The following is a 26,480-nucleotide window of genomic DNA, read 5'->3' on the forward strand; positions in this document are numbered from 1 at the left end:
GCCTAGCCCTGGGGAACGCGTGTTGTGGAACGGTAGCGCTGAAGTGGACAGTCCTTCAGACGTCCCCTACGCTGAGAAAGCGGTTTCTCAACAATTTTAGGAGCACTGTGGGCGGCGTTGTCTCGGGGATCCTCATCGTCGCCTCGGTCATCGCAGTGGGTTATTTCGCAGCCCGCTACAAAGTGCTGGCACCCGATGTCCAAAACGCACTGACTCGAACGGCCTTCTACATCACCAATCCGGCGCTGCTGTTCACGGTGGTAGGTGAAAGCGATATCCGTGCCGCACTCGGGGTCGATGCCCCTCTGGCACTCCTGTCGGCAGCCGTTATAGGCCTTCTTTATTGTTTGTTGAGCTTCCTGTTCTTCCGGCGGCCGGTCGCCGAAACGGCAGTTGGTGCCATGGCCAGTAGTTACGCCAATGCGAACAACATTGGCATTCCTGTCTCGTTGTATGCAGTGGGCACGGCGCAGCACGTTGCTCCAGTCCTTCTGGTTCAACTCCTGATCATGGCACCCTTCTACCTCAGCGTCCTGGGCGTGGCAGGTGGCACAAAAATCTCCTGGAAACGAATGCTGTTGCAGCCCTTCTCCAATCCCATGATTATCGCCTCGGGGCTGGGAGTGGTGGTGGCTCTGACGGGGTGGGAGGCTCCGGAACTCGTCCAGAAACCCATTGACATGCTGGCCGGCGCGGCCGTCCCGATGGTTCTGCTGGCTTTTGGGATGTCGCTGGCAGGCAAGGCACCTCTCCAAAAGGGGGATGGCCGCGTGGAGACCGTGGTGGCAACCACCCTGAAGGTGGCGGGCATGCCCGTGGTGGTCTGGGTGCTGGGACGCTTTGTGTTCGGCCTGGAGGGGCAGCACCTCCTGGCCAGCGTCATCATGGCAGCCCTTCCAACCGCCCAGAACGTTTTCCTTTTCGCTTCTCCCTACGGACGCGGAATGACAATGGCCAGGGACGTCATCCTCTGCACAACGGTGCTCTGCATCGGGGCGCTGGTCATGGTCGCGTGGCTGCTGGGTTAGAAACGCCAGGCCAGGAACAAGAGCCACACGAAACAAAAAGCGAGACGGAACAGATGAGGCAGGCACCCGGGTGCCTGCCTCATCTTGTTGCCGTGATTGCTGTAGCTGTGATTCCTTAGGCCCGACGCAGCCGTTGGCAGCTCCAACGGCCCATCCGATTGCGGAAGGTGGCAGTGCGGCTGCTGCTGCAGTACCGGCCGTGCCATCCGACGTGCTTGCGGGTCCTGGGAAGTTGCGTGCTCACTTCAAGATCCCTGTGGCGCCGTCAAGTATGCCGTCCAGGTCCAAGGCTGAACCACTTGACGGCGTGGTGGCATTTGGATTTCCGGTTGGCTTTGGCTTCGGTGCCTGAGTCTGGGTTGGAGTAGGTGTCGGAGTAACCGTGGGACTGGGCGTCGTTGTGGCGGGTGGGGTGGTAACCGTGTCCGAGGGAACCGGGCTCGGGGCCGGCTGGGTTGGGACAGGAGTTGTCACGCCCGGCACAGGGACAACAGCCGACGGGGCCGACGAAGGGACCCAAACAGGATCCGCGAGTGAAACTTGCGGAGTCGGAAGTGACGACGACGACCCCTGAGCAGGTGCCTCTTCTGACGACTGCGTTGCAACAGTTGCCGGCTGTCCGGCCTCGCTGGTCGCCGACGAAGCTGATGCAGTGGAGCTGGACGAGCTGGGTGCGGGGGTGGCCGAGGTTGACTGCCTGCTGTCGCCACCCGTCTTTGCGTCACTGGCTTCCTGAGCCGGTGTTTCCTGCCCGAAGAAGGGAAGCTCGAAGGCCTGGCTCATGGTGCCAACGGTCAATACCAGGCCCAATGCCCCAGCGACGACTGCCATGCGCTGGCCCATTGTCTTGACCGAGGCGGCCTTGGTGAGGACTGCGTGTGGTTCGTGGCTGAAGGACGACGCTCCAAACGTGGGGGCAACGCCCGTCGGGGACTCGGCAGCCGTTGTCGCGGAAGGGGCTGTCCCGCTACCGGATGCCTGGGCACGAAGGGCTTTCCGGCTTGCGAGACCAGCTGCGGCGGTGGCGGCTGCCGCGAGCTGGGCAGGGCTCTTTGACTCCGCCGGCGAAGCAGGGAACGCCGGAGCCGCAGGTGTGGGAAGAGGGGCGGCAACGGTCGGAATTTCGGCTGTGACCGGATCCCCAGTGCCGGGCGTGGGCGCCTGCACTATCGGAATGGCAGCGGTGGCGGGCTCGGGTTCGTGCGCGGCGGGGGTGGGTGCAGCAGCAGCCACCATTGGAATGGCAGCGGTGGCGGGCTCGGGATCTGCAGCCGGTTCGGGAGCGAGCGGCGTGGGCGCCGGAACTGTTGGAATCGCAGCCGTAGCCGGCTCCAGAGCAGCGGAGTCTACTGGGGCAGAGTCCGCCGGTGCTGTTTCTGCCGGAGCTGTTTCAGGAGCGATTACAGCTTGGGCTGCCCGTTCACGCTCTGCCGCGCGAGCGGCTGCGCGCGTGGTGGGTGCCGCAGGGGTGGGAACAGGAGCAGTGGCGGGTTCCGGCGTCGTGCTTGTAAAACCTGTTTCTGCTTCCGGCGTGCTGGTGGAGGATCCGCTGGGTTGGGCCCGACGGCGTCCGGTTGGTTGGGTACGCTCGCGCGCTATTTGGGCGCGGCGCGGCTGATCCATGGTTGGGGACATGGTGGTTGCCTCTCAACGCCTGCGAGGTTAGCTGTCGGGTTCGGACGAGGCCGTCCGGCCGCACATGGCGGCTTCACCCCAAGGGCCCATGGAAAATCAGGCCCGGGAACTCTGGGTCCCCCGTCTCTGCCGCTAGTCTGGCGGATCCCGGTTTGCGGCAGAGCTCGGCGTCAACCCGGAAGCGGCCCAGCGGAGATACGGGTCGCTCTTAGACCGTACATGAGCGCCATAGTAAAGTCACATTAATGTAACGGGCGGGACGCCTTCCAGCGCGAAGGTCCGTTAGGACTTAGGCTCCGGGGCCGGAGCCGGGGCTGGCAACTCGAGCTGGATCCTTTGGATTTGGTGTGCGTAATGGGTCTCGGGTCGGAAAATTTCGTCCGTCACGCCCAGGATCCCACCCGCGGCGCCGCGCCGGACTTTCCCCTTGCTGTTCTGGCGCGAGACCCAGAACCAAAGGGCCGCAATGAGGGCAGGTGCTGCCAGTACAGCCACTAGAACGGCCAAGATATCCATCGCCCAAGACTAGCTTCCGCCGCGGCTGGCAGGTAGAACATAGTCGTATGGACCTCCCAGTGATGCCGCCCATTTCGCCCATGCTTGCCAAGTCCGTTCCTTCGATCCCTGATGTAGGCCACTTTGAGCCGAAGTGGGACGGGTTCAGGACCATCGTTTTCAAAGATGGTGACGAGATCATCCTGGGCAGCCGCAACGAACGTCCCATGACGCGGTACTTTCCCGAGTTGGTGGAAGCCCTTCAGAAGAACCTTCCGGACAAATGCGTGATCGACGGCGAGATCGTCCTCATAGCTGACAGCAGGCTCGATTTCGAGGGCCTTCAGCAGCGCATCCATCCTGCCGATAGCCGTGTGCGGATGCTTGCCGAAAAGACACCGTCCTCCTTCATCGGATTCGACATCCTTGCCCTGGGCGGGGAGAACCTCATGGACAAGCCGTTTTCCGAGCGTCGAGCCGCCTTGGAGAAGGCGCTCGCCAGGGCTGAGGCGCCCGTGTACGTAACGCCGGCGGTGACGGAACTTGATCAAGCGCAGGAGTGGTTCGTGAAGCTGGAGGGGGCTGGGCTCGACGGCATACTTTCCAAACCGCTCGGAGGGACGTACCAGCCGAATAAGCGCGTCATGTTCAAGACCAAGCATGAACGGACCGCGGACTGTGTGGTGGCTGGATTCCGCTGGCACAAAACGGGAAAGGTTGTGGGGTCGATGCTGCTCGGGTTATATAACGACGCCGGCCAGCTGCAGCACGTGGGGGTGGTGGCTTCATTTCCCATGGCCAAGCGCGAAAGCCTGGTGGCCGAACTTGAGCCGTACCAGACGGAATTCAGTGAACATCCTTGGGGTCAGTGGGCCGATCAAGGAGACGCGGCAGCTACAGGTTCTCGAATGCCGGGCGCGCAGAGCAGGTGGAGCGCCGGTAAGGACTTCTCCTTTGTTCCCCTCCGGCCGGAACTCGTCATTGAGGTTGCCTATGACTACATGGAGGGCGAGCGGTTCCGGCACACCACCCAGTTTCGTCGGTGGAGGCCGGACCGGACCCCAGAGAGCTGCACATACTCACAACTCGAAGAACCGGCTGATTATGACCTCGGGGAGATCCTGAGACTGCCGTAGCCTTGGGCTCCTTGGGTTTGGTTCTACGTTGTCGAGCCGCTGTTACGCCGTTGGACCGCTGTTAAGTTGTTGGCCAACAACGTATTAGCGGCTTGGCGACGACCTACTCTTCGTGCCCCTGGTCGCTGCTCATGCTGTCCTCTGCAGGCGGGGTTTCGCCTGGGGGTACACCGCCGCCAGGCTCGAGTCCCGTGACATTGCCGTCCAGGGGATCGGGGTTGGCGGAAGCTGCGGGATCGTCCTCTTCGTCCTGGCGCATGTCTGGGTCGGTGTGGACATCATCCGGATCGCCGGCAGTGTCGCCCGCGGTGTCGTCCGGCTCGGCTGCGCCCGAGACGCCGAAGGTCCGGGGATCGTCCTCTGGGTCATAGCTGGTCATGGTCGCCCTTCCTAAGCAAACTTACTATTGTGCTTGCCCGGCCAGCCTAGTCTCCAGATCGCAAACCCAACAAGGGGCACCCATGCCGGGATTCGACGTCGTGCACTATTGCCTGACTCCGGCGGGACGCCTAACTCTTGCGGGATGTCGCCGCGACAAAGCTCCTGATAGCGTCCGCCACGGCCTTGGGGCGCATGTGTTGTGCAACATGCCCCACGCCCGGGATCTCCACCAGCCGCCCTTGAGGAATTGCCCGCGAGAGGCGAAGAGCCCAGTCCGGCCCGGCGACGTGATCCCGGCTCCCTCGGAGCACCAGCACGGGAGTTCGGACTTTGGCCACCTGCTTTTCGGTGGGGTACTTCATCATCACGGGCAGCTCCGTGAGGTACCAGCGGGGCCCGCATTGCAGGTAGTCCGTGACCACAATCCAGTTGGACGACGGGCTTTCCCGGAGAAGGCCGTCCAGGAACAGGGCAAGCGACTGCCGGGCGACGTTCTTGTGCCGGGAGTCCACCACAGGGCCCATGAGCACCAGTTGCTGGGCGCGTTCAGGCTCGCGGAGGGCCGCTTCGATGGCGAACTGCACGCCCATCGAATGACCCACCAGGATGTACGAATCAATGCCGCACGCCCTGAGTGCCTCGGCAATGAACGCGCCGTAGTCCTCAACGGATAGTTGCCGGTCGGGTTTCGGAGTCCCCGCAAAGCCTGGAAGGTCCAGTGAATAGGTGGGGGCGCTCGCGGCCAGGACGGCATGAAGCCTGGCGAGGTAGCGGTGCGAAACGCCGATACCGTGGATGAGGATGTAAGCGGGCTCCCTCTGATCTGGGGATTCGGCAGGCTCGGGGTTGGCATGGCTGCCGGGCCGCGGCGGCGCCGTTCCATCCGTCCACAGAATCCGGCCGGTCAACCCGCAGGCCTCGACGTCTGCAGATAGTAGCGTAGTCAGCTCCCGAACCTCCGGTTCTCAATTGTGCTTTGGATAGCCCTGCGACTCCATAGCTCTTCTTGCCTGTTTGTTGAGAATAGCGCCCGAGGCTTCCTGTAAGGGAGGAGCTGGCAGATGGGAAATTCGCGGCGCGGTTGCAGATCATACACAGCGCCGCGGTAGCCCTCCTGTGGATAAACCCGGATCTGAGGAAGGCCAGGCAAATCACGTGCTTAGACTGGCAATTCAAAGAAACAACCCCGGCCGCATCATGGCTCTGGTCCAGAGAGGCGGGTCCGGGGACTTCGCACTCAGCCTAGCAAGGAGCATGAGGACTTGGCCAATCTTGAAACATGGTCCAACGGTGCTCACAACCGAGCTCTCGATGAGGCAATTACGCCTGTCCGGATGGCAACTTACGCGGCTGCTGCCTCCCACGATGCGTCGCTGGCCAGGCGGCTCTATGTCTGGGACCGCGACGTGGCGATCGCACTTCTTGCTCATATTGCAATCGTCGAGGTAGCTCTGAGGAATGCGATGGCCAAGCAGCTGGACACTGTCTTTGGTCGATTCTGGTATGCGAACGACATAGGCCTTGATGGCCCTAGCCGGAGTAAGTTGGCCGAAGCGTGGTCCAAGCTGGGCCAAGACCGACGAACATCTGGTCATCTTATCGCTGGGCTGATGTTCGGCTTCTGGAAAGGTCTGCTTGAGCCAGGCGGCTACGTAGGCAGAGAACCGCAAAGATTTCACATGTCTCATGAAAATCTATGGAACTCGTGCCTGAATAAGGCATTCCCCGGCGGCAGGACCGTGGCTGCCGCAGATGGCGAACGATTCACGAGGTCTTGGACCCTAGGCGTTGTGGCAATGGTTCATGCTGTACGGAACCGTGCTGCCCACCATGAGCCGTTCGTAGCGGGTTTTCCCCTACCTGGGCAGCGTCAGAGGCTCACTGCAGAGCAGGGCATGAGGCTTGTCTGAAGTTGGCTCGGATTCTGGACCGGGATCTTGCAGAGTGGCTGGCGGCAACCACTCAACTCCCTCAAGTGTTGTCAGCCCGCCCCTGGTAGAGAAGGAAGCGGTGCCGGATGCTGAAGTGGGTTCCAAATCCGACCCCCCGGAACCTAGTCCCGGGTGGCGTCGTCCGATTCGGCGGGATCGCCGGCCGCACGGGAGGCGTCAGGGGCGGCGGCAGCATCAGCGGCGTCCCGGCGTCGGGCGATCTTGGATTCTGTCCACATGGCCACCGCGACGAACACGACGCACGCAAACATGAAGGTGGCTACGAAGTTCAATCCCATGGCTGATCCCAAGGGTGCGGCAAGGGCCATTGCGGCCACCCCGGCCACGATATGCCACCCTTTGAAATTGCCCACCAAACAAGCGTAACCCCGGGCTAATCAGGTGCTGGCCCGTTGGCTGGGATCGTTGCTTGATCCTTATCACTCCGACGCTTTTAGTCGTTGCGAGCGTCATTTCCGGCGTCATCTTCGTCCTGCTTGCGCTTCTGGGTTTCCAGCCACTGCATGATCGCAGCCTGGCGGATTCGCCGATGCGTTCCGCGGTATTCCACGGGGATCTCTCCACGGTCGGTCATATTGCGCAGGTAGGTGTGTGAGATGCCTGCGAGCTCCGCGGCCTGGGACGTCGTGAGCATTTCCTCCACGCTGCTGACCGTGACAGTTTCGCCGCGGCTCAGCCTTGCAAGAAGATCGACGACGGCGTCCCTCGCCTGATCGGGCAGGCGGTGGACCGTGCCATCGACGAACACAGTGATGTCGTCGCTGTCCTGGAGGGAGCGTGCCAGATTCCGGGCGTCGTCGGCGGGAAGGCCAGCTGTAACGCGGGGAGCTATCAATGCCATGGCAGAAGCCTAGCGCGGTGCTGGCTGTTGGCTGCGCTGGACGAGGGAGATGGGCCGATTCGATGGTTCGCTGCGTGCACGACGATAGGAGTCGTCTTGTGCGCAGCGCGTCGTCGAGGCGGCGGGTTGGGGTCGGGCGGGGCCGGGCGAAAAGTAGGCGTTGACAGGAAACAGGTAACGCGCGTAACCTAAATCACACGGTCCCAGTAACGCGCGTTACCAAAGCCTCACCCAGCATCACCAACCCGAACCAACACCCGGAGCATTCAATGGCGAAAAGCACCACCCCCAACAAAGCCGCAGCTGTGCGGCAGCGGGGAGTCACCATGAATGACGTCGCCAAGCACGCCGGCGTCTCCCGGACCGCAGTCTCGTTCGTGCTGAGCAACCGCGAAAACGCCAGCATCTCCGAGGAAACCCGCACCCGTATCAACGATGCCGTGCAGGCACTGGGCTACCGCCCGAACGCCGGAGCACGGGCGCTGGCATCCCAGCGCAGTGATTGGTACGGGCTTGTCACCGAGATCGTGACGGCACCGTTCGCCGTCGACATCATCAAAGGAGCCCAGGACCAAGCGTGGCTTGATCGTCGGTTCCTGCTCATCGCGCCCTCCGACCAGGCCGATGCCGTAGGACCCAACAAGGGCTTGGAAGATGCCGCCATCGAAAAGCTGCTGGAACAACGAGTGGAAGGACTTCTCTACGCAGCCACCTTTCACCGGGGCGTGCATGTTCCGCAGAGTGCCAACGAAGTACCAACCGTCTTGATCAACTGCTTCGACGCGGACGGAAAGCTGCCCTCGATCGTCCCTGACGAGCGTGCGGGTGGCAGGGTCGCCGTCGAGCGCTTGCTTCAAGCCGGCCACACCCGGATCGGAATCATCAACCTTGACCCGGTCATTCCTGCAGCAGTCGGACGTTTGGAGGGTGCCCGCGAAGCACTCGCCAAAGCCGGGCTGGAGCTGGACCCGGAGCTGGTGGTGTCCGGATACGCAACGGCCGACGGCGGCTACGAGGCCGCCTGCGAAATCCTGGACCGCTATCCGGAAAAGGACAGGCCAACCGCGCTGTTCTGCCTCAATGACCGCATGGCGATGGGCGCGTACGACGCCATCAAAGAACGGGGCCTGACCATCCCCGGAGACATCGCTGTGATCGGCTTCGACAACCAGGAGTTGATTGCGGCCTATCTGAGGCCAAAGCTGACCACCGTTGCCCTGCCGTTCCAAAAAATGGGAGCCCTGGGAGTCCAGACGCTCGCCGCTCTTACAGCAGGACAGCCGATCATTGCCGACCAGCAATTGGTCGACTGTCCGCTGCTAGAACGCTCTTCGGTCTGACCGCGAAATCAACCTCGAAGAGCAAACCCCTTACCCACCCCTTCACCTTGGACGATGAAGATAGGAAAGAGATAACCATCATGACACAACCCCGATTCCTGAGGTCTGCCCGCATCACGGCGGCCGGACTGGCGGTGGGCGCGATGCTGCTGACCGGCTGTGCCGCAACCGTCAACAAGACTTCCGGCACCGACGCCGCGGCAAACGCGAGCGCCTTCCTCACCATCCCGCGTGAGGACATGGGCACGTTCGTGCAGAACTTCAACCCGTTCGCGCCCACCGTCAACCCGATGGTCCAGCAGTCCATTTACGAGTCTTTGCTGATCTTCAACCCGGCAAAGGGAGACACGGTGCCGTGGCTGGCAACTGAGTGGAAGGCAGCCGACGACGGCAAATCGATCACTTTCACGTTGCGTGACGGCGTGAAGTGGTCCGACGGCCAGCCCTTCGTGGCTGACGACGTGGCTTACACGTTCGAGCTTCAGAAGAAGATCAAGGGTGGCTATGAGTACCTGGACACCGTGACCGCCGAGGGAACCAACAAGGTCACGTTCAACTTCAACAAGCCATGGTCGCCGGCGCTTTACGACGTCGGACAGCTCAGCATCCTGCCCAAGCACATCTGGTCCGCGTTGGCCGACCCGGAGAAGGACGCCAACGCCAAGCCCGTGGGCACCGGTCCCTACACGGAAGTGGACAGCTTCCAGGCCCAGTCCTTCGTGCTCAAGAAGAACCCCAACTACTGGCAGCCGGAAAAGCAGAAGATCGCCGGCATCAAGATGCTCGCTTTTGCAGGCAACGACGGCGCCAACCTCGCCGCTGCGAACGGGGACGTCGACTGGGCCCCGCAGTACATCCCGAACATCGAAAAGACGTTCGTTTCCAAGGACAAGGAACATCGCCAGTACTGGTTCCCGGCAACGGGCGCCATGATCAACTGGCAGCTCAACACCGCCAAGGCTCCCTTCAACGATGTTGATGTTCGCAAGGCCCTGAGCATGGCCGTTGACCGCGACCAGGTCACCAAGATCGGCATGAGCGGCTACGCCAAGCCTGCAGACTGCACTGGCCTTTCCGGGAACTACGAGAAGTGGAAGAACTCCGAGGTCAAGGACAACTGCACCTGGACCAAGCTGGATGTACAGAAAGCCAACGAGCTGCTGGACAAGGCCGGCTACGCCAAGGGTGCTGATGGCAAGCGCAAGCTGAAGGACGGCTCGCCGTTCGAGTTCAAGATCTCCGTGGGCGCATCGTCTTCCGACTGGCTTTCAGTAGCCAACGTGATTTCGCAGAACCTCGCCGAGGTTGGCGTCACGGCAAAGGTTGACTCCCCGGACTGGGCTGCCGTGGTTGCGGGTTACGAGACGGGCGATTTCGATTCCGGCATCGTGTGGAGCGCCAACGACCCCAGCCCGTACAAGTACTTCAACACCTCCATGGGCACGGCAACCGTGAAGCCGGTGGGAACCAAGACGTTCGACAACTACCACCGCTTCGGTGACACCAAGGCTGATGCCCTGCTGGCCGACTTTGCAGCAGAGGCCGACGAGTCCAAGCAGAAGGACATCGCCAACAAGCTCCAGGAAGAGTACAACGACGTCGCACCGCTGGTGCCGCTGTTCTCGGGCCCGGAATGGGGTGCCTTCAATGACACCCGCTTCACCGGCTGGCCCACCGAGGGCAACCCGTACGCAACCCTCTCGGTACGGTCACCCACCACAGTCCTGGTGCTGACCACGCTGGAACCGCGTAAGTAACCGCAACTCGGCACTACATTGCACGCCCGGCGGCGCCTCGCGTCGTCGAAGGATCAGTCCGCCGGGCGTGCCCCCAAACTTTCCGTAATTCCCGAATGGAGGGAAACCGTGCGCTTTATCCTGCGCCGCCTGGGTTTCTACCTGATCGCCTTCTGGGCATCCATCACCCTGAATTTCCTGCTCCCGCGCTTCATGCCCGGCGACCCCGTCTCCCGCATGTTTGCCCGCTCCCAGGACAGAATGCAGCCCGAACAGATCGAGGCCCTGCGCAAGCTTCTTGGCGTGGACGATCGGCCCATTTGGGAGCAATACGTCGACTACATGCACAACATCTTCACGGGCCAGATGGGCGTCTCCATCTCCCGTTTTCCCACACCGGTCACGGAGGTTATCTCCTCCCAGATCGGTTGGACGCTTCTGCTGGGCGGGACCGCGCTGGTGATTGCCGCCGTCGTGGGTAACCTGCTGGGCATCCTTGCCGCTTGGCGGCGGGGCGGCGCAGTCGACTCGGCGCTGCCGCCGGTGCTGGTGTTCATCGGCTCGTTCCCGTACTTCTGGCTCGCGATGGGTGCGCTGTACCTGTTCGGCGTGGTGCTGGGTTGGTTCCCGATCCGCCACGCGTTCACGGATGGTTTGGAACCCGGGTTTACGTGGGAGTTCATCGGCGACGTCGGTGCGCACCTCGTGCTGCCGGCGCTGACGATCGTGCTGGTGTCCATTGGTGGCTGGATGTTGGGCATGCGCAACACCATGATCGCCACGAACTCGGAGGACTACATCACCATGGCCGAGGCCAAGGGACTGCGTCCGGGCCGCATCATGCTCCGGTACGCAGCCCGGAATGCGATGCTGCCGTCCGTCACGAGCTTCGGCATGGGTCTGGGTTTCGTGGTGGGAGGTGCGCTGCTCACCGAGGTGGTGTTCGCCTATCCCGGCGTGGGCTACCAACTCCTGAACGCTGTCCAAGGCCTGGACTACCCCCTCATGCAGGGCCTGTTCCTGACCATCACCGCCGCCGTGCTGCTGGCGAACTTCCTGGTGGACATCCTCTACGTCCGCCTCGACCCGCGCGTGCGCAGCAACTAGAGGACTGATCATGACAACCGCACTTCTGAAGCAGCCAACTCCAACGCCGGCTGTCCGCAAGCCCAACCGCAGCTTCGTCCACGGACTCCTCACCAACAAGAAGGCCATGCTGGGCATGGCCGTGATGTTCGTGTTCATCGCACTTGCGTTGCTGGCGCCCGTGCTGTTCCCCGGTGACCCCTCGCGGATCACCGGGATGGCCTCCCTGGAACCTTCCCCAGAGCATTGGCTGGGCACCACCGCCAAGGGACAGGACGTGCTGGCGCTGACCGTCCACGGCTCGCGGAGTTCCCTGTTCGTCGGCCTGACTGTGGGCTTCGCGTCCACGTTCGTCGGCATCCTGGTGGGCCTGGCTTCTGCGTACTTCGGCAAGTTCATCGACGAAGCACTCTCTTTGGTGACCAACGTCTTCCTGCTCCTTCCCGGCCTGCCGCTGCTGGTCATTCTGGCCGCCTTCCTGCCACCGGGCCTTGGCACCGTGATCCTGGTCCTCGTGGTTACGGGATGGGCCGGCTCGGCCCGCGTGCTGCGCTCGCAGGCATTGTCCATCCGTTCCAAGGACTTCGTGGCCGCAGCCGTGGTGTCCGGTGAACGGGCGGGCCGGATCATGTTCCGCGAAATCCTGCCGAACATGGCCTCGATCGTCATGGGCACGCTGCTGGCCTGCGTCATCTACGGCATCGGAGCCCAGGCTGGCCTGGAGTTCCTCGGCCTGGGCGACGTCAGCACGGTCTCGTGGGGCAACAACCTCTTCTGGGCCGGCAATGAAGGCGCCCTGCTGACTGGAAGCTGGTGGGTCTTTGTTCCCTCCGGTGTCTGCATCGCTTTAGTCGCCTTCGCTCTGGCACTTATCAACTACGCCGTGGACGAGGTCACGAACCCGCGGCTGCGGAAGATCAAAACACCCAAGACCCCTGCAAACACCGAAAGGAGCGCCGCCAAGTGACTGTCTCCCAAGTCTCCTTCGGCTCCCACGAGCCCGTCCTGGACGTCAAGAACCTCACGGTAAAGTACGTGGGCGATACCCGCTCAACCACCGCCGTCGATCGCGTTTCCTTCAGCATCGGCACCGGTGAGGTGTTCGGGCTGGCTGGTGAATCGGGCTGTGGGAAGTCGACCATCGCCAACTCGATCATGCGGCTCCTGAAGGATCCCGCCAAGATCGCCGGGGGCAGCATCTCCTTTGGTGGCAAGGACGTCCTGGCCATGAGCCCGGAGGAACTGCGGCGCTTCCGGTGGCAGGACGTGGCCATGGTGTTCCAGTCGGCCATGAATTCGCTCAACCCGGTGCTGACCATCGGCGAGCAGATCGTGGACATCTTCAGCACACACGCCGGCTACTCGCGCAAGGAATCACTCCGCCGGGCGGGCGATCTGCTGGAACTCGTGAGGATCGACCCCGCCCGCCTCAAGTCCTACCCCCATCAGCTCTCCGGTGGCATGCGGCAACGGGCCGTGATTGCGATGGCTGTCGCCCTCAAGCCGTCGCTGCTGATCCTGGACGAGCCAACTACTGCACTGGACGTTGTGGTGCAGCAGGAAATCATGGCCCAAATCAAGGAACTCCAGCGCGAACTCGGGTTCTCCGTCCTCTTCATTACGCACGACATGTCCCTCATGGTGGAGCTCTCGCACCGCATGGCTGTCATGTACGGCGGCCGGATCGTGGAAACTGCCAAGGCGCAGGACGTCTACGCCAACCCCCGTCACCCCTACACCCAGGCACTCATGGGTGCGTTCCCGCCGCTCACAGGTCCTCGTGTTCCGCTCACAGGACTGCCGGACGGCGTGAAGTTCCGGAACATCCCGGACCTCACCGAGGTGGCGCCCGGCCATCTGGTGGCACCCTTTGATGCTTCCGCCGCTGCGGTGCCCGGCGCGTCAACGGTTGCCGGTGGTTCCACGGTCGATCCCGCAATCCTGGAAGGAGTCGCACGATGAGCCACTCTGCCGTGTCCACTACGTCACTGTCCCCTGCGATCGAAGGTTCGGCGCGCCACGCCGGTGCTTCCGAAACGCCAGCCTTGGAAGTCCGTGGTTTGAGCAAGTCTTTCCCCATCGGAGGCCTGTTCTCCCGGCAATCCGTCCGGGCCCTGCACGGCGTGGACCTCACCATTGGCCGCGGCGAAATCGTGGCACTCGTGGGGGAGTCCGGTTCCGGCAAGAGCACCCTGGCCCGCTGTGTTGCCCGGCTCGAAAAGCCGAGCTCCGGCGCGATCCTGGTTGACGGCGTCGACGTCCTCAAGCGCGACCGGTTCCAAGCGTCACGTGCCTTCCGGTCACAACTGCAGATGGTCTTCCAGGATCCGTTCGGTTCCCTGAATCCGGCCCACAGGATTGAGCACTTCCTGCGGAGGTCCTTGGCCATCCACGGGAAGGGCGGAACGGAGCCCGAGACGCAGCGCCGGCTTGAAGAACTCATGACCACCGTTGGCCTGCAGGCGGACATGCTCAACTCCTACCCGCACGAACTCTCGGGTGGGCAGCGCCAGCGCGTCGCGATCGCCCGTGCGCTCGCCGTGGAGCCGGAGGTCATCCTGGCTGATGAACCCACCTCCATGTTGGACGTGTCAGTGCGGATCGGCGTGCTGAATCTGATGCGGAAACTCCGCGACGAGCAAGGCATTTCCATGCTCTACATCACCCACGACCTCGCGTCGGCACGCTACCTGGCCGACCGCACCGCTGTGATGTTTGCCGGCGAACTCGTGGAGGAAGGGGAGTCCCTGGACCTGCTCGCCAACCCGGCCCACCCCTACACGCAACTCTTGGTGTCGGCCGTTCCGGACCCGGCACGCGCAGGTTCCTACGATCCTGTCCGCCGCGCTGAACTGCGGCAGGCCGTCATGGCTTCCACGGGCTGCGCCTTCGACGGCGATCCACACCAGGCCTGCTCCGCTTCCGAACCTGTACGCCATCAGGTGGGCGATGCCGCAAACCGCCATTGGGTGCGCTGCCACCTCTACCGGCCGCGGGCCGGAGCGGGCGGACACGCGCTGGCTACTGAACCGGCCGAGGCTGTATCGGCTGGGACGACTGAACCCGCGACGACTGAACCCGCGACGACTGAACCCCTGGCGACCGAAAAGACTGACAAGAAGGCTTCCGCATGACTGAACTGACCCACCCGCTCGCCACCGTTCCGCGCGACGAGCTGGTTGCCCGCGCCGAAGCCGATCACCTCCGGCCGCGATTCCACTTTGTTTCTCCGGCTGGCTGGCTCAACGATCCCAATGGCGTCAGCCAGTGGAACGGCGTCTACCACCTCTTCTACCAGTACAACCCGGAGGGTGCGTTCCACCATCGCATCCAGTGGGGCCACGCCACCAGCACGGACCTTGTCACCTGGACGGACCAGCCGATTGCTTTGGAGCCGTCGGCGGGTGCAGATGCGGACGGTTGCTGGTCCGGTGTGTTGGTGAACGACGGCGGTACGCCCACCTTGGTGTACTCCGGACGACTCGACGAGCGTGAGCTGCCCTGCGTTGCCGTGGGATCTGCGGACCTCATGACATGGACCAAAATTCCCGAAAACCCGGTGATCGCTGCCCCTCCCGCCGGCGTCGACATCACCGCCTACCGGGACCACTGCGTATGGCGCGAGGGCACCACCTGGCGACAGTTGGTTGGCTCGGGCATCCGAGGGCGCGGTGGGACGGCGTTCCTCTACGAGTCTTCGGATCTGCGTTCGTGGACCTATGTGGGGCCGCTGTTCATTGGCGACGCATCCCAGGGCGATCCTGCAGATACCGACTGGACCGGAACTATGTGGGAATGCGTGGACCTGTTCAGGGCGGGTGAGGGTGCTTTGGGTTCTGCCCCGCTCGCTTCCGTGGAGGCGGGCGAGGATCCTGATGTGCTGGTTTTCTCTGCCTGGGACGACGGCGAGACCCGCCACCCGTTGTATTGGACTGGACGCTACTCGGGGGACACCTTCGAACCCGCTGCCCTGCACCGGCTCGACTACGGTGGACGGTTCTTCTACGCCCCTCAATCGTTCGAGGATGAATCAGGCCGCCGCATCATGTTCGGTTGGATGCAGGAAGGCCGCAGCGATGCCGCCATGGTGGAGGCAGGATGGTCGGGCGTGATGAGCCTGCCGCGGGTCACCACTTTGGCCGATGACGGAACACTGGAGTTTGCGCCGGTTCCTGAGGTTGAGAAGCTCCGCCGGAACCACGTAAGCGTACCGGGCAAGGTGCTCGTCGGGGGCGGTACGCCTGTGGATACCGGTGTCTCAGGGAACCAGTTGGACCTTGAGCTGGACGTGCAGTTGGCACCGGGTGCTGTGCTGCGACTGGGCATCTTGGGCTCGGGGGATGGTGCTGAGGAGACGGTGATCGAACTCAGCCGCTCTCTTGAGGACAAAAGCATCCTCCGACTCGACCGCACCAGAAGCAGCCTTGACGCTGACGTGGATGTGGAGGACAAGTCCGGCCCCGTCCCGATGCCCGACGGCCGCGTGCGCCTGCGCGTCCTGGTGGACCGGTCCGCCGTCGAGATTTTCGCCAATGGCAAGCCGCTCACGGCCCGGGTTTACCCAACTTTGGGCGGCGAGCGCGTGACTCTGACAGCGGCTGAGGGCAACGTCAGCCTCCTGGGCTTCGACGCCTGGACCATGGCCGACTCCTGGGGAGGCCCGCGCCCCCTCTTCCCCTAACACCGCCCGCACAACCATCCTTCTCTCACATCCCGAGCGTTTTCCGCCGATCTTCTCTCACATCAGGGGAGGTTTTGGCGAACGCTCTCTCACCCTGAGGTCAAAGGCGATCTGAATGCATAAGAGAATAGTTGCCGGCCTCACGGCCACGGTCCTTGGTGTTGGCTTGGCCGGGACGGGGGACGCTGCTCCGGCGGTGGCCCTCGATCCCGCGCCGGTCACCCTCAACAGCACCACGAGCCCCGTCCCTGATGTGGTCGGAATCAGCGGTTCGTGGACCCGGACTGTGCAAGGCGGGTACACCGCCGTCGCGCTTTCCGGCCAGAATGCGGCGGCCACCAGCGAGCAGGTGGTTGCGGGAACCGCCCGGTATACGGCCTCGGTGACGGTCGACGCCGGGAGTCCCTACGGTGTGGGGGCGCTTGTTTTCCGCACAACACCCGACGCCGGTGCGGGTTACGCCGCGACGATCGACCCCAACCTGGACCGGGTGAGGTTGTTCGACCTCGCGACCGGACAGGACATCGTGGCTCCGGCTTCCGTAGCGCTGAATACTGGACAGGCCTACATCGTGGATGTTCATGTGGACGGCCCGCGCATCTATGTGGCCGTCGATGGAATCAAAAGGATTGACGCCACGGACTACCGCTACGAATCGGGCCGGGTGGGCCTGCACGCGTTCAACGGGACAGTGTCTTTCGGCGCTCCCGGCGTGCGGACTATTGACGCGAATGTGAGTGGATGGGCCTTGACGGGCACGGGCTGGCAAGCTTCAGCCACCGGATTCCGCGGAGTCGCGCCGTCGAACAGCAACATCCGGGCCGTCGCGACGGGGCAGTCACCAACCGACGTCGACTTTTCCACAGACATCCAAGTCACCTCACAATATGGCGTGGGGACGGCACTGTTCCGCACCAACGACTCAGGTACTTCGGGTTACGCGGCCGAGGTGGACCCGAACGCCGGACGTTTGCGCCTGTACAGGGTCTCGGACGACGCCACGCTGGGGACGTTCACCACTGCCATCACCGTCGGCCAGGTCTATCGCCTTCGGGTCACCGCGCTCGGTAACCAGTTGGCCGTCTACTGGCAGACCGACTTCCTGGACCCCGACGGCGCCATGCCGGTCATAACCGCCACGGATTCCGCCCACGCTTCCGGCCATGTCGGGCTGGGCTCCTTCAATGGAACCGCCGTGTTCCAGAGCATGACGCTTCGAGGACTTGAGACGTCGTTGCAGGGTTGGCGTGTTGCCTCCGGTTCGTGGGAACCCGACTCCGCTGGCCTGCGCGCCTACGCGGCGAGTGGCACAGCGGCGCGGTTCATTCCGGCGGTGGCGTCCGACGTCGTTGCCTCCTTGGACCTGACTGTCACCTCCCCGGCAACCGCCTCAGTGGTGGTCCGCAGCGGCGCCGACGGCAGCGGCGGCGTGGAACTGAGGATCGACCCAGGAGCGGGCACGGCGAAGCTGTACAACCGGGCCACCGGGGCGTTGCTGCACTCCGGCAACCTTCCCTCCACAAGCTTCAAAGCCGGCCAACTCAACCGCGTCCAGCTCACTGTCCAGGGCAGCGAAGCGTCTGTGTTGATTAATGGCACGCCCGTGCTAAATGGCGCAGTACCGGCCTCCGCCGGAGAGGGTTTCGCCCTGCTGGCTACCGGAACGGCCTGGTTCCAGAACGTCCGTGCAGACGATGTGGATCAGTATATGAACGGCCTCTACCAGCCTGGATACCACTACAGCCAGAACTCCGGGAACAGTTCCGACCCCAACGGGCTGGTCTTTTTCGATGGCGAATATCATCTCTTCCACCAGGACCGCGGACGCTGGGCGCATGCCGTCAGCACCGACCTGATGCACTGGAAGCAACTGCCCATCGCCCTCCCGCACATGGCCGCGGGGGAGTCGTGGTCTGGCTCGGCGGTGGTGGACGCCTCCGATTCCAGCGGCCTGTTCGACGGCGGATCCGGGCTCATCGCCTACTACACCAGCTTCAACCACGATGCGTGGAACGGAAATCAATCAGTTCGCGCCGCCTACAGCAAGGACAAGGGACGCACTTGGCAGACGGTCCTGACCGCTCCGATGGTGGAAAACCCGGGTGGCCCCGACGGCGGTTGGGACTTCCGCGATCCCAAGGTCACTTGGGATGCGGCTTCCAGTAAATGGGTGATGGTGGTGGCTGCGGGCGACCACATCCGCTTCTACTCCTCCACAGACCTCATCCACTGGACGTTCGCCAGCACCTTCGGCTACGGCGACTGGGTTCGCGGGGGCGTGTGGGAATGCCCGGACTTCTTCGAAATGCCTGTGGAGGGACAGCCCGGGGTCAAGCGCTGGGTGCTGTGGTGGAGTACTGGTGCGGTCCGCCCTACCAACGGCTCCGCGGCGCAATACGTGACGGGCGCGTGGAACGGTACAGCATTTATGCCCGACACCACCGCTTCGCAGGTATTGCAGGCTGACCATGGCCGGGACTACTACGCAGCAATGAGCTTCTTCGGCGCGCCCGATGGCAGGCGCATCATGATCGGTTGGATGAGCAACTGGGACTACGCGTTCAGCCCGCCCACAGGCCGCTGGAATGGGCAACTGTCCATCCCGCGGGAGCTCAAACTCGCTGATGTTCCCGGCGCAGGGCTCCGGCTGACGCAGGCTCCCGTTGTGGAGGAAGAGTCGCTGCGAACGTCAACCTGGCAGGCCTCCGATGTCACTGTGACGCCGAGCTCCGCGAACGCGCTTGCGGGTGCTTCCGGACGATCTTTCGAGCTCGAAGCGGAGGTTGGGATTCCTTCTTCCGGTGGTGCCACCTCCTTCGCGTTCGGGCTGAGGAAAGGGGCCGGCTCAACTGGTACTCCCGCTCAAGAAACAATCGTTAAATACGACGCCGGTGCTGCCGCACTCACCGTGGACCGCGGCACGGCCGGGCGGGAGGACTTCACCCGGTACTTCGCGGGTTCCGCAGCGGACAATTCCACAGCACCGTGGAGTTCCACGGTGGTGGGTTCCGAGCGTCGCGTGAAGCTCCGAATCCTGGTGGACGCATCCTCGGTGGAAGTCTTCGGTGGCGACGGTACAGCGGCCATCACTTCGCTGATCTTCCCTAACCCTTCCTCCACAGGCCTCTCCTTCACAGCCACCGGAGGGAATGCCCGGCTGGTGTCCGTCAAAGTACACCAGCTCAGCGACACGGCCCGCCTGACCACCGCGCCGCCGTCGAACGTTTTGCCTGCCGCGGGCGGGACGGCTCGCCACAACCTTGGCACATATTCAGTGGTCCCCGGCGGCAAGTGGGAGGGCACGGGCGCAGGCCTGGCGGGTACGTTCGACAAGGACTCGACGGCCATGAGCGCAGCCGCATTCACCAATGTGCGGGTGCAGGCAACGGTGCGGTTCGGCGGCGAAGCCTTTGCCGGCGACGCGCTCAACGGTGGCCTGGCTCCGGAGAAAGGGTACGGCGGCGCGGGTTCGGTGTTGCTCAGATCCTCCGCCGATGGATCCAGCGCCTATTACATGAATCTGGACCCGAATCTCCGCGTGGCGCGGGTGTTCTCGTTGAACAACGGCGTGTTTACGGTGCTCGCGAGCGTTCCGGCGGTCTTGAGCCACGGGGTGAGCTATGCCCTGGACACGTCGATTGTTGGCAACAGGATCACGGTGGCTGTGGATGGAGCGCAGTTGATCGACGTCTCTGACTCGGCGCTGGCCTCCGGCAGGGTGGGGCTCAACGTGTTCGACGGACGCGCGGCGTACCAAGACTTGGTGGTGACCGCGCTGCCATAGGCCGGGCGAGCCCGATTCGATGACTCGCTGCAGACCAGACGACTCCTACCGTCTAGTGCGCAGCGCATCATCGAATCGGGCACATCTCATAGCCCGAAGCTACCCTGATGAGGCTCGCCGAGTCACCCATTTCGCTGCTTCCCTGCGCACTGTGCCGTGCGCACGGCATGATGCGCAGCGAATCATCGAATCGGGCAGCCGAACGCGCCGCGCAAGAACTACTCCGCGTCCAAATCCGTCTCCAGCAACGCCACCAGCGCGTCCAAGGCAGCGTCGGCCCCGTCGCCCTCGGCCCGCAGCACGACGACGTCACCCTTAGCGGCGCCGAGCGTCATGAGCGAAAGGATGCTGGCGGCGTCGAGGGCTTCATCGGCGGGTTCGCCCTGCATGGCAATGGTGACTTCCACCGGCTGCTCGCCTGCCGCTTCGGCGAACAGGGCGGCGGGCCGGGCGTGCAGGCCGGAGCGACTGGCGATGGTGGCTGTGCGTTCGGGCATGGGTTTCTCCTAGCGGTATTACGTAACGGAACTTAAAGACCGAGCTCTTCGAGCACGGGGAGCTTGGCCCTGACCCACTCGCGGGCCTCGGTAGCGCTCGGCGCGGTGAGGGCCAGCCGGGCGAGTTCCTGCGCCTGCTCCAGGGTGACGGTCTTCAGCACAGTCCCGACGGCGGCCAGCGAGCGCGCGGTCATGGACAGCGTGCTGACGCCGAGTCCGGTAAGTACGACGGCGAGGGCCGGGTCCGCGGCTGCCTCGCCACAGACGCCCACCGGCCTGCTGTCGCCTTCCCGGCCGGATGCTTCCTGCGCTGCACCTTCCACCGTGAGCTGCACGAGCCTTAGGACGGCGGGCTGCCATGGGGTGTTCAGTTCCGCGAGGGGCCCGAGTTGGCGGTCGGCGGCCATGGCGTACTGGGTGAGGTCGTTGGTGCCCAGTGAAGCGAAGCCAACTTCCCGGAGCACGGAGGCGGCGGTCAAAGCAGCCGAGGGAACTTCCACCATGACGCCAGGCGTTTGGATGCCGGCAGCAGCACACAATGAGGCGAACCGACCGGCTTCGGCAGCCGTCGAGATCATCGGGGCCATGACCCAGACGTCGGCCTCGGACTCAGCAGCGGCCCGGGCAATGGCTTCGAGTTGACGTTCCAAAACACCGGGCGTGGTGAAGTCTGTCCGGTAGCCGCGGACACCAAGGGCAGGGTTGGGTTCGGTGGCGTCGGTGAGGAAGGGGAGTGGCTTGTCCGCTCCGGCGTCGAGGGTCCGCAGCACTACTTTCTTGCCCGGGAACGCATCAAACACAGCCTTGTACGCTGCGGCCTGTTCGTCGACAGAGGGTTCGGTATCGCGCTCGAGGAAGCAGAACTCGGTGCGGAACAGGCCAACACCCTGGGCGCCGAGGCCAGCTGCTGCCACTGCATCCTTGGCTCCGCCCACGTTGGCGAGGAGCGGGACCAAGTGGCCGTCCGCCGTCGCGCCGTTTCCGTCGAAGGCGGCCAGCGTAGCGGACGTTTCCGCCCAGGCGGTTGCTGCAGAGCGCTGCTCCTCCGAGGGGGAAACAACCACGAGGCCAGCGGCCCCGTCTACGTAAACCTCGCTGCCATCCACAACAGAATCAACGCCATGAGCCGCGACAACAGCAGGAAGGCCGAGCGAGCGGGCGATGATCGCCGTGTGCGACTGCGGCCCGCCGCCCGAGGTCACCAGGGCCAGCACCTTCTCGGGGTCGAGAGTTGCGGTATCCGCGGGGGCAAGGTCCTCCGCCAGCAAGATGAAGGGCGTCTCCGAAGAAGGGATGCCTGGCGCGGGGACTCCACGCAGCTCAGCCACAATGCGGGCGCGCACGTCCAGCACGTCCGTGGCGCGTTCGGCCATGTAGCCGCCCAGGTTGTGCAGCATTTCGGAAACGGAAGCGCCGGCTTCCCAGATGGCCCGCTCCGCGGATGAGCCCGCGTTGATGAGCTTGGCCGCGGATTTCAGGAGCATGGTGTCCTTAGCCATGAGCGCGGTGGCCTCGAGGACGGCCTTGCCGTCGCCGGAGGCAGAGTCCGCGCGCCCCTTGAGCTCGTCGTGGACGGCTTGCGCTGCGGCTTTCAAGCCCGCGACGGCGTCCTCCGGACTGACGTCTGCGGCCAACCGCTCGCCCGACGGCGGTTCACTCACCGGTTTGGGCATCTGGCGGACGGAACCAATGATGCGGCCAGGGCTTACCCCTACTCCTTGGAAATTCTGCACTGAATCCTCTGTTCCTGCGTGTTGGTTCAGACCCACCGGCAACGGCACCACGAGCCTGCGAAATTAGCCTACAAAATTCTGTTGTGAGCCACTTCATATAGCAACGCTATAGGTGCTAGGGTAGCGGTTATGAGTTTCGATGACCAGCTTCCGCCAAAAGTTCGGTTGCTCCGTGCAGCTGCTGAATTGTTGGCAAATTCGGAAGGGTCAGCGGTCTCTACGCGCCAGATCACAGCGTTGGCCGGGGTTACGGCCCCAACGCTCTACCACCACTTTGGAGACAAAGAAGGACTGTTCGACGCCGTCGTTTCCGCCGGTTTTGAAGAGTACGTGGCGGGGGAACGGGACTTTGCTCCGTCCGGGGAGCCCTTGGAAGATGTCCGGCGGATGTGGGACAACCACGTCCAGTTCGGGCTGAGCCAACCCCACTTGTATCTGGTGATGTTTGGCAATATCAGACCGGAAAGCCGCCCAGCAATCGTGGCCGATGCTGAAGCGCTTCTGGAAGAAATGCTGAACAAGGCCGCCATCGCCGGTCAGATCAACGTGCCGCCCCGCGAAGCGGCGCGAAGCATCCTCGCGGCCAACGTGGGTGTAACGCTCATGCTCATCGCCGAACCGGTGGAAGAAAGGAACCTCGAGCTCTCAACGATGACCCGGGATTCCATGATTTTCGCCGTCTCCACGGATACCGCCCGTGGCGCCGCACCGGAGGACTCCGGTAAGTCCTCCGTGGTTGTTGCGGCAATCGCCCTGAATGCGGCACTGCAGGCCTCGCATTCGGACCAACTTTCCAGCTCTGAATTGAAGCTCTTCCTTGAGTGGCTTCACCGCATTTCCAGCAGCTCCTAAGGCTGTTCTCTCTCGATCTATATCGACTGACCCCGCGACGCCGCGGGACACACGTTAGGAATTCACATGGCAACAGAGACCGTTGCGAAGCCCCGCACCAGCCTGCGCGTTGGCGTCCAAAAGTTCGGAACATTCCTGTCCGGCATGATCATGCCCAACATTGGCGCCTTCATCGCCTGGGGCCTCATCACGGCCCTGTTCATCAAAGTAGGCTGGATTCCGGTCGCGGAACTGGGCGGTTTCGGCACAAATGCCGAGGGAGTTCCCAACGTGGGCATCGTTGGCCCCATGGTCAAGTATCTGCTTCCGATCCTGATTGCCTATACCGGTGGCCGGATGGTTTATGACGTCCGCGGCGGCGTGGTGGGCGCCATCGCCACCATGGGTGTCATTGCGGGTACGGACTCGCCAATGTTCATCGGCGCCATGATCATGGGCCCGCTGGGTGGATGGACCATGAAGCAACTTGACCGCCTCTGGGATGGCAAGATCCGGCCGGGCTTCGAGATGCTGGTGAACAATTTCTCCGCCGGTATCTGGGGCGCAGCGTTGGCTTTGGGTGGATTCTATGGCCTCTCATGGGTTGTCAAGCGGTTCACCGAAGGCGCTGGGACCGTTGTCGAGTTCCTGGTCAACAATGGCCTGCTTCCTCTGACCAGCATCTTCATTGAGCCTGCAAAGGTTCTCTTCCTCAACAACGCCATCAATCACGGTGTGCTGACCCCACTGGGCATTCAGCAGTCCCTGGATCACGGCAAGTCCATCCTGTTCCTGCTCGAAGCGAACCCCGGCCCCGGCCTCGGTATCCTGCTGGCCTACATGTTCTTCGGCCGTGGCGCCGCGCGGGCATCCGCTCCAGGTGCCGCAATCATCCAGTTCTTCGGTGGCATCCACGAGATCTACTTCCCGTACGTCCTGATGAAGCCCATCCTGATCCTCGCTGCCATCGGCGGCGGCATGACGGGCATCGCAACCCTGGCCATCACCAACTCCGGCCTCGTGGCTCCTGCCGCGCCAGGATCCATCATTGCCGTGATCGCCCAGACCTCCCGTGACAGTTATGTCGGCGTGATCCTGGCCGTAGTCCTGGCAGCCACTGTTTCCTTCCTGATTGCTTCACTGATCCTGCGCACCTCCAAGGACAAGGGCGAGGACGATCTGTCCGAAGCCACATCGCGTATGGAAGCCATGAAGGGCAAAAAGAGCTCCGTCTCTTCGGCTTTGGTAGGCGACCGGGCAAGCGATCGCAGCGGCACCGTCCTTACCCGCCCCGTTCAGAACATCGTGTTCGCCTGCGACGCCGGCATGGGCTCCAGCGCAATGGGTGCCTCGGTCCTGCGCAACAAGATCAAGGCCGCCGGCTTCCCGGAGGTCAAGGTCACCAACTCGGCCATCGCCAACCTGAGCGATTCCTACGACGTCGTCGTTACCCATGAAGACCTCACCGAACGCGCACAGCCCCGGACAGCCAGCGCAGTGCACTACTCGGTGGACAACTTCATGAACAGCCCCAAGTACGACGAAATCGTTGAGCTGGTCAAGACGAGCAACACCGAAGGCCCGGCCGCCGCGTACGCCGACGGAGCTGTGGAAGCAACAGCAGCCGCCACGCACGGTGCCCATGCCGCCGAGCCGGCCGCCGCCGTCGGGGGTAAAGGAGTCCTGCTCCCCGAGAGCGTTGTGCTGAACGGAATGGCACACGACCGCGATGCCGCGATCGACGAAGCCGGGCAGCTCCTGCTGGACCGCGGCGCCGTGGATGTCAGTTACGTGCACGCCATGCACGAACGCGAGGAATCCGTGTCCACGTACATGGGCAGCTTCCTGGCGATCCCGCACGGCACCAACGATGCCAAGGAACACATCCGGCACTCCGCAGTTTCCATCATTCGGTACCCCGAGGGCATCGACTGGGGCGGCAAGCAAGTGAAGTTCGTGGTCGGCGTCGCTGGCCTCAACAATGAGCACCTCCACATCCTGTCCTCGATCGCCAAGATCTTCACCAACAAAGCCCAGGTTGCCCAGTTGGAGGAAGCGACCACGGTTGAGGAAGTACTGGAGCTGTTCGGAAAGGTCAACGCATAGTGAAGGCAGTCCATTTTGGGGCAGGCAACATCGGACGCGGCTTCGTGGGGCTGTTGCTGCACGAAGCCGGCTACGAGGTGGTGTTCGCGGATGTTGCGGACGCGCTGATCAGCCAGCTCGCCTCTGCGAGCAGCTACGAAGTCCATGAAGTTGGCGAGAACCCCGCGGTCAAAACCGTGGACGGGTTCCGCGCGCTGAACTCGAGCACGCAGGAAGCCGCCGTTGTGGAGGAAATCTCGACGGCGGATGTGGTCACCACCGCGGTGGGGCCACACATCCTGAAGTTCGTGGCACCGGTGATCGCGCGCGGGCTCGCAGCACGGGAGCCTTCGTTGCCGCCGCTGCAGGTGATGGCATGCGAGAACGCCATCAACGCAACGCACCTCCTGCACGTGGAGGTCCGGGCAGCTTGGGACGACTCCGCCGCTGATTTGGACTCAGTGGCTGTCTTCGCCAACACCGCTGTGGATCGAATTGTCCCGAATCAGGATCCGGGCCAGGGCCTGGATGTCACCGTGGAAACGTTCTACGAATGGGTCATCGACCGCACGCCGTTTGGTGACCACGTCCCTGCCATTCCGGGAGCGACGTTCGTGGATGAGCTTGGCCCATACATCGAGCGCAAGTTGTTCACCGTGAATACCGGGCATGCTTCTGCTGCGTACTTCGGCTACGCGGCGGGCCTGGAGAAGATCTCCGATGCCATGGCCGATCCGTCCGTGGCGGCGAAGGTCAGGGCTGTTCTTGAAGAGACAAAGGAACTGCTGGTGGCCAAACACGGATTCGTGGAGGCGGAGCAGGAAGCGTATGTGCAGAAGATCCTGTCCCGCTTCAACAACCCGTACTTGCCGGATACCGTGGTCCGCGTCGGCCGGGCACCGCTGCGGAAGCTTGGCCGGCACGAGCGGTTTGTCGGCCCAGCGGCTGAGTTGGCGGAGCGTGGTGTAACTCCGGTCGCGTTGCTGGAGGCGATGTCGGCCGCCCTTCGTTTCGACGACGGATCCGACGACGAAGCCGTGGAACTCGCAAACATGCTCTCCGAGCTGGACGCGGCTGCCGCCGTCGAACGCATCACCGAACTTCCGCCGTCGCACCCGCTGTTCCCGGCCCTCCAGAAACTCATAGAGGACCGCAAAGCCGAAGCTTGATTCTTCTCTCACATCCTGCGGCCTTTTGGCGAACGTTCTCTCACGTCGTGAAGCCTTTTGGCGGACGTTC

At 63.2% G+C, this 26,480-nt stretch carries 22 protein-coding genes and 1 riboswitch; of the genes, 14 read left to right on the forward strand and 8 right to left on the reverse strand.

The genetic code is table 11. The annotated features are described in order from the left end of the window. The first annotated feature begins 107 nt into the window (after positions 1–107). Positions 108–1,028 (forward strand): AEC family transporter, encoded by a 921-nt coding sequence (locus AB4Y87_RS11460; protein WP_442004462.1) that lies wholly within the window; start codon positions 108–110, stop codon positions 1,026–1,028. A 240-nt stretch (positions 1,029–1,268) separates the two neighbouring features. Here AB4Y87_RS11460 and AB4Y87_RS11465 read toward each other — a convergent pair whose 3' ends face one another. Together AB4Y87_RS11465 and AB4Y87_RS11470 are read right to left on the reverse strand one after the other, a co-directional pair. Further along, positions 1,269–2,663, reverse strand: a complete 1,395-nt coding sequence (locus AB4Y87_RS11465) for a hypothetical protein (protein ID WP_442004463.1) — start codon at positions 2,661–2,663, stop codon at positions 1,269–1,271. Between the two features lie 2 nt (positions 2,664–2,665). Beyond that, positions 2,666–2,816: riboswitch (cyclic di-AMP (ydaO/yuaA leader) on the reverse strand. A gap of 129 nt (positions 2,817–2,945) precedes the next feature. After that, positions 2,946–3,179 carry a hypothetical protein gene (locus tag AB4Y87_RS11470; RefSeq protein WP_442004464.1) on the reverse strand — a complete coding sequence of 78 codons (234 nt, stop codon included), beginning with the start codon at positions 3,177–3,179 and terminating at the stop codon, positions 2,946–2,948. Positions 3,180–3,226: 47 nt separating this feature from the next. Between AB4Y87_RS11470 and AB4Y87_RS11475 the strand changes: the two genes are divergently transcribed. After that, a complete protein-coding gene (locus AB4Y87_RS11475) occupies positions 3,227–4,294 on the forward strand; it encodes an ATP-dependent DNA ligase (RefSeq protein WP_442004465.1) in 1,068 nt (355 codons plus the stop codon). 103 nt (positions 4,295–4,397) lie between these two features. Here the strand turns inward: AB4Y87_RS11475 and AB4Y87_RS11480 are convergent, their stop codons facing one another. Continuing rightward, positions 4,398–4,673, reverse strand: coding sequence for a DUF6480 family protein (locus AB4Y87_RS11480; RefSeq protein WP_442004466.1), 276 nt, complete (start codon positions 4,671–4,673; stop codon positions 4,398–4,400). 130 nt (positions 4,674–4,803) lie between these two features. Continuing rightward, on the reverse strand, positions 4,804–5,622 hold the full coding sequence (locus AB4Y87_RS11485) for an alpha/beta fold hydrolase (RefSeq protein WP_442004522.1): 819 nt from the start codon (positions 5,620–5,622) through the stop codon (positions 4,804–4,806). Positions 5,623–5,937: 315 nt separating this feature from the next. Here AB4Y87_RS11485 and AB4Y87_RS11490 point away from each other — a divergent pair, with 315 nt between their 5' ends. Then, on the forward strand, positions 5,938–6,585 hold the full coding sequence (locus AB4Y87_RS11490; protein ID WP_442004467.1) for a hypothetical protein: 648 nt from the start codon (positions 5,938–5,940) through the stop codon (positions 6,583–6,585). A 143-nt stretch (positions 6,586–6,728) separates the two neighbouring features. Here AB4Y87_RS11490 and AB4Y87_RS11495 read toward each other — a convergent pair whose 3' ends face one another. Together AB4Y87_RS11495 and AB4Y87_RS11500 are read right to left on the reverse strand one after the other, a co-directional pair. Continuing rightward, positions 6,729–6,980, reverse strand: a complete 252-nt coding sequence (locus AB4Y87_RS11495; RefSeq protein WP_442004468.1) for a hypothetical protein — start codon at positions 6,978–6,980, stop codon at positions 6,729–6,731. An 80-nt stretch (positions 6,981–7,060) separates the two neighbouring features. Beyond that, positions 7,061–7,468, reverse strand: coding sequence for a helix-turn-helix domain-containing protein (locus tag AB4Y87_RS11500; protein WP_442004469.1), 408 nt, complete (start codon positions 7,466–7,468; stop codon positions 7,061–7,063). 269 nt (positions 7,469–7,737) lie between these two features. On the opposite strand from AB4Y87_RS11500, the gene AB4Y87_RS11505 reads away from it, so the two are divergent. The 8 genes from AB4Y87_RS11505 to AB4Y87_RS11540 all read left to right on the forward strand — a co-directional run bounded on the left by AB4Y87_RS11505 (position 7,738) and on the right by AB4Y87_RS11540 (position 20,095). Continuing rightward, on the forward strand, positions 7,738–8,808 hold the full coding sequence (locus AB4Y87_RS11505; RefSeq protein ID WP_442004470.1) for a LacI family DNA-binding transcriptional regulator: 1,071 nt from the start codon (positions 7,738–7,740) through the stop codon (positions 8,806–8,808). A gap of 80 nt (positions 8,809–8,888) precedes the next feature. Then, the gene (locus AB4Y87_RS11510; RefSeq protein WP_442004471.1) at positions 8,889–10,565 is read left to right on the forward strand and encodes an ABC transporter substrate-binding protein; all 1,677 of its coding nucleotides are present in this window, start codon (positions 8,889–8,891) and stop codon (positions 10,563–10,565) included. 108 nt (positions 10,566–10,673) lie between these two features. After that, positions 10,674–11,651 (forward strand): ABC transporter permease, encoded by a 978-nt coding sequence (locus AB4Y87_RS11515; protein ID WP_431117056.1) that lies wholly within the window; start codon positions 10,674–10,676, stop codon positions 11,649–11,651. Positions 11,652–11,661: 10 nt separating this feature from the next. Continuing rightward, complete coding sequence (locus AB4Y87_RS11520) at positions 11,662–12,597, forward strand: ABC transporter permease (protein WP_442004472.1); 936 nt, start codon at positions 11,662–11,664, stop codon at positions 12,595–12,597. Then, the gene (locus AB4Y87_RS11525; RefSeq protein ID WP_442004473.1) at positions 12,594–13,592 is read left to right on the forward strand and encodes an ABC transporter ATP-binding protein; all 999 of its coding nucleotides are present in this window, start codon (positions 12,594–12,596) and stop codon (positions 13,590–13,592) included. Before AB4Y87_RS11520 ends, AB4Y87_RS11525 begins: the two co-directional genes overlap by 4 nt. Further along, positions 13,589–14,764, forward strand: a complete 1,176-nt coding sequence (locus AB4Y87_RS11530; RefSeq protein WP_442004474.1) for an oligopeptide/dipeptide ABC transporter ATP-binding protein — start codon at positions 13,589–13,591, stop codon at positions 14,762–14,764. Before AB4Y87_RS11525 ends, AB4Y87_RS11530 begins: the two co-directional genes overlap by 4 nt. After that, complete coding sequence (locus AB4Y87_RS11535; RefSeq protein ID WP_442004475.1) at positions 14,761–16,311, forward strand: glycoside hydrolase family 32 protein; 1,551 nt, start codon at positions 14,761–14,763, stop codon at positions 16,309–16,311. Before AB4Y87_RS11530 ends, AB4Y87_RS11535 begins: the two co-directional genes overlap by 4 nt. A gap of 115 nt (positions 16,312–16,426) precedes the next feature. Further along, the gene (locus AB4Y87_RS11540) at positions 16,427–20,095 is read left to right on the forward strand and encodes a GH32 C-terminal domain-containing protein (RefSeq protein WP_442004476.1); all 3,669 of its coding nucleotides are present in this window, start codon (positions 16,427–16,429) and stop codon (positions 20,093–20,095) included. A gap of 218 nt (positions 20,096–20,313) precedes the next feature. Here AB4Y87_RS11540 and AB4Y87_RS11545 read toward each other — a convergent pair whose 3' ends face one another. Together AB4Y87_RS11545 and ptsP are read right to left on the reverse strand one after the other, a co-directional pair. Next, the gene (locus tag AB4Y87_RS11545; RefSeq protein ID WP_224093305.1) at positions 20,314–20,592 is read right to left on the reverse strand and encodes an HPr family phosphocarrier protein; all 279 of its coding nucleotides are present in this window, start codon (positions 20,590–20,592) and stop codon (positions 20,314–20,316) included. 32 nt (positions 20,593–20,624) lie between these two features. Continuing rightward, positions 20,625–22,325, reverse strand: a complete 1,701-nt coding sequence (ptsP, locus tag AB4Y87_RS11550) for a phosphoenolpyruvate--protein phosphotransferase (protein ID WP_442004477.1) — start codon at positions 22,323–22,325, stop codon at positions 20,625–20,627. A 129-nt stretch (positions 22,326–22,454) separates the two neighbouring features. Here ptsP and AB4Y87_RS11555 point away from each other — a divergent pair, with 129 nt between their 5' ends. The 3 genes from AB4Y87_RS11555 to AB4Y87_RS11565 all read left to right on the forward strand — a co-directional run bounded on the left by AB4Y87_RS11555 (position 22,455) and on the right by AB4Y87_RS11565 (position 26,410). Next, a complete protein-coding gene (locus tag AB4Y87_RS11555) occupies positions 22,455–23,177 on the forward strand; it encodes a TetR/AcrR family transcriptional regulator (RefSeq protein WP_442004478.1) in 723 nt (240 codons plus the stop codon). Between the two features lie 66 nt (positions 23,178–23,243). Beyond that, on the forward strand, positions 23,244–25,262 hold the full coding sequence (locus AB4Y87_RS11560) for a PTS mannitol transporter subunit IICBA (RefSeq protein ID WP_442004479.1): 2,019 nt from the start codon (positions 23,244–23,246) through the stop codon (positions 25,260–25,262). Further along, positions 25,262–26,410, forward strand: a complete 1,149-nt coding sequence (locus AB4Y87_RS11565) for a mannitol-1-phosphate 5-dehydrogenase (protein WP_442004480.1) — start codon at positions 25,262–25,264, stop codon at positions 26,408–26,410. The genes AB4Y87_RS11560 and AB4Y87_RS11565 overlap by 1 nt, the downstream gene beginning before the upstream one ends. Positions 26,411–26,480: the final 70 nt, after the last annotated feature.

It is taken from the genome of Paenarthrobacter sp. RAF54_2 (assembly GCF_052113945.1).
Taxonomy (GTDB): Bacteria; Actinomycetota; Actinomycetes; order Actinomycetales; family Micrococcaceae; genus Arthrobacter.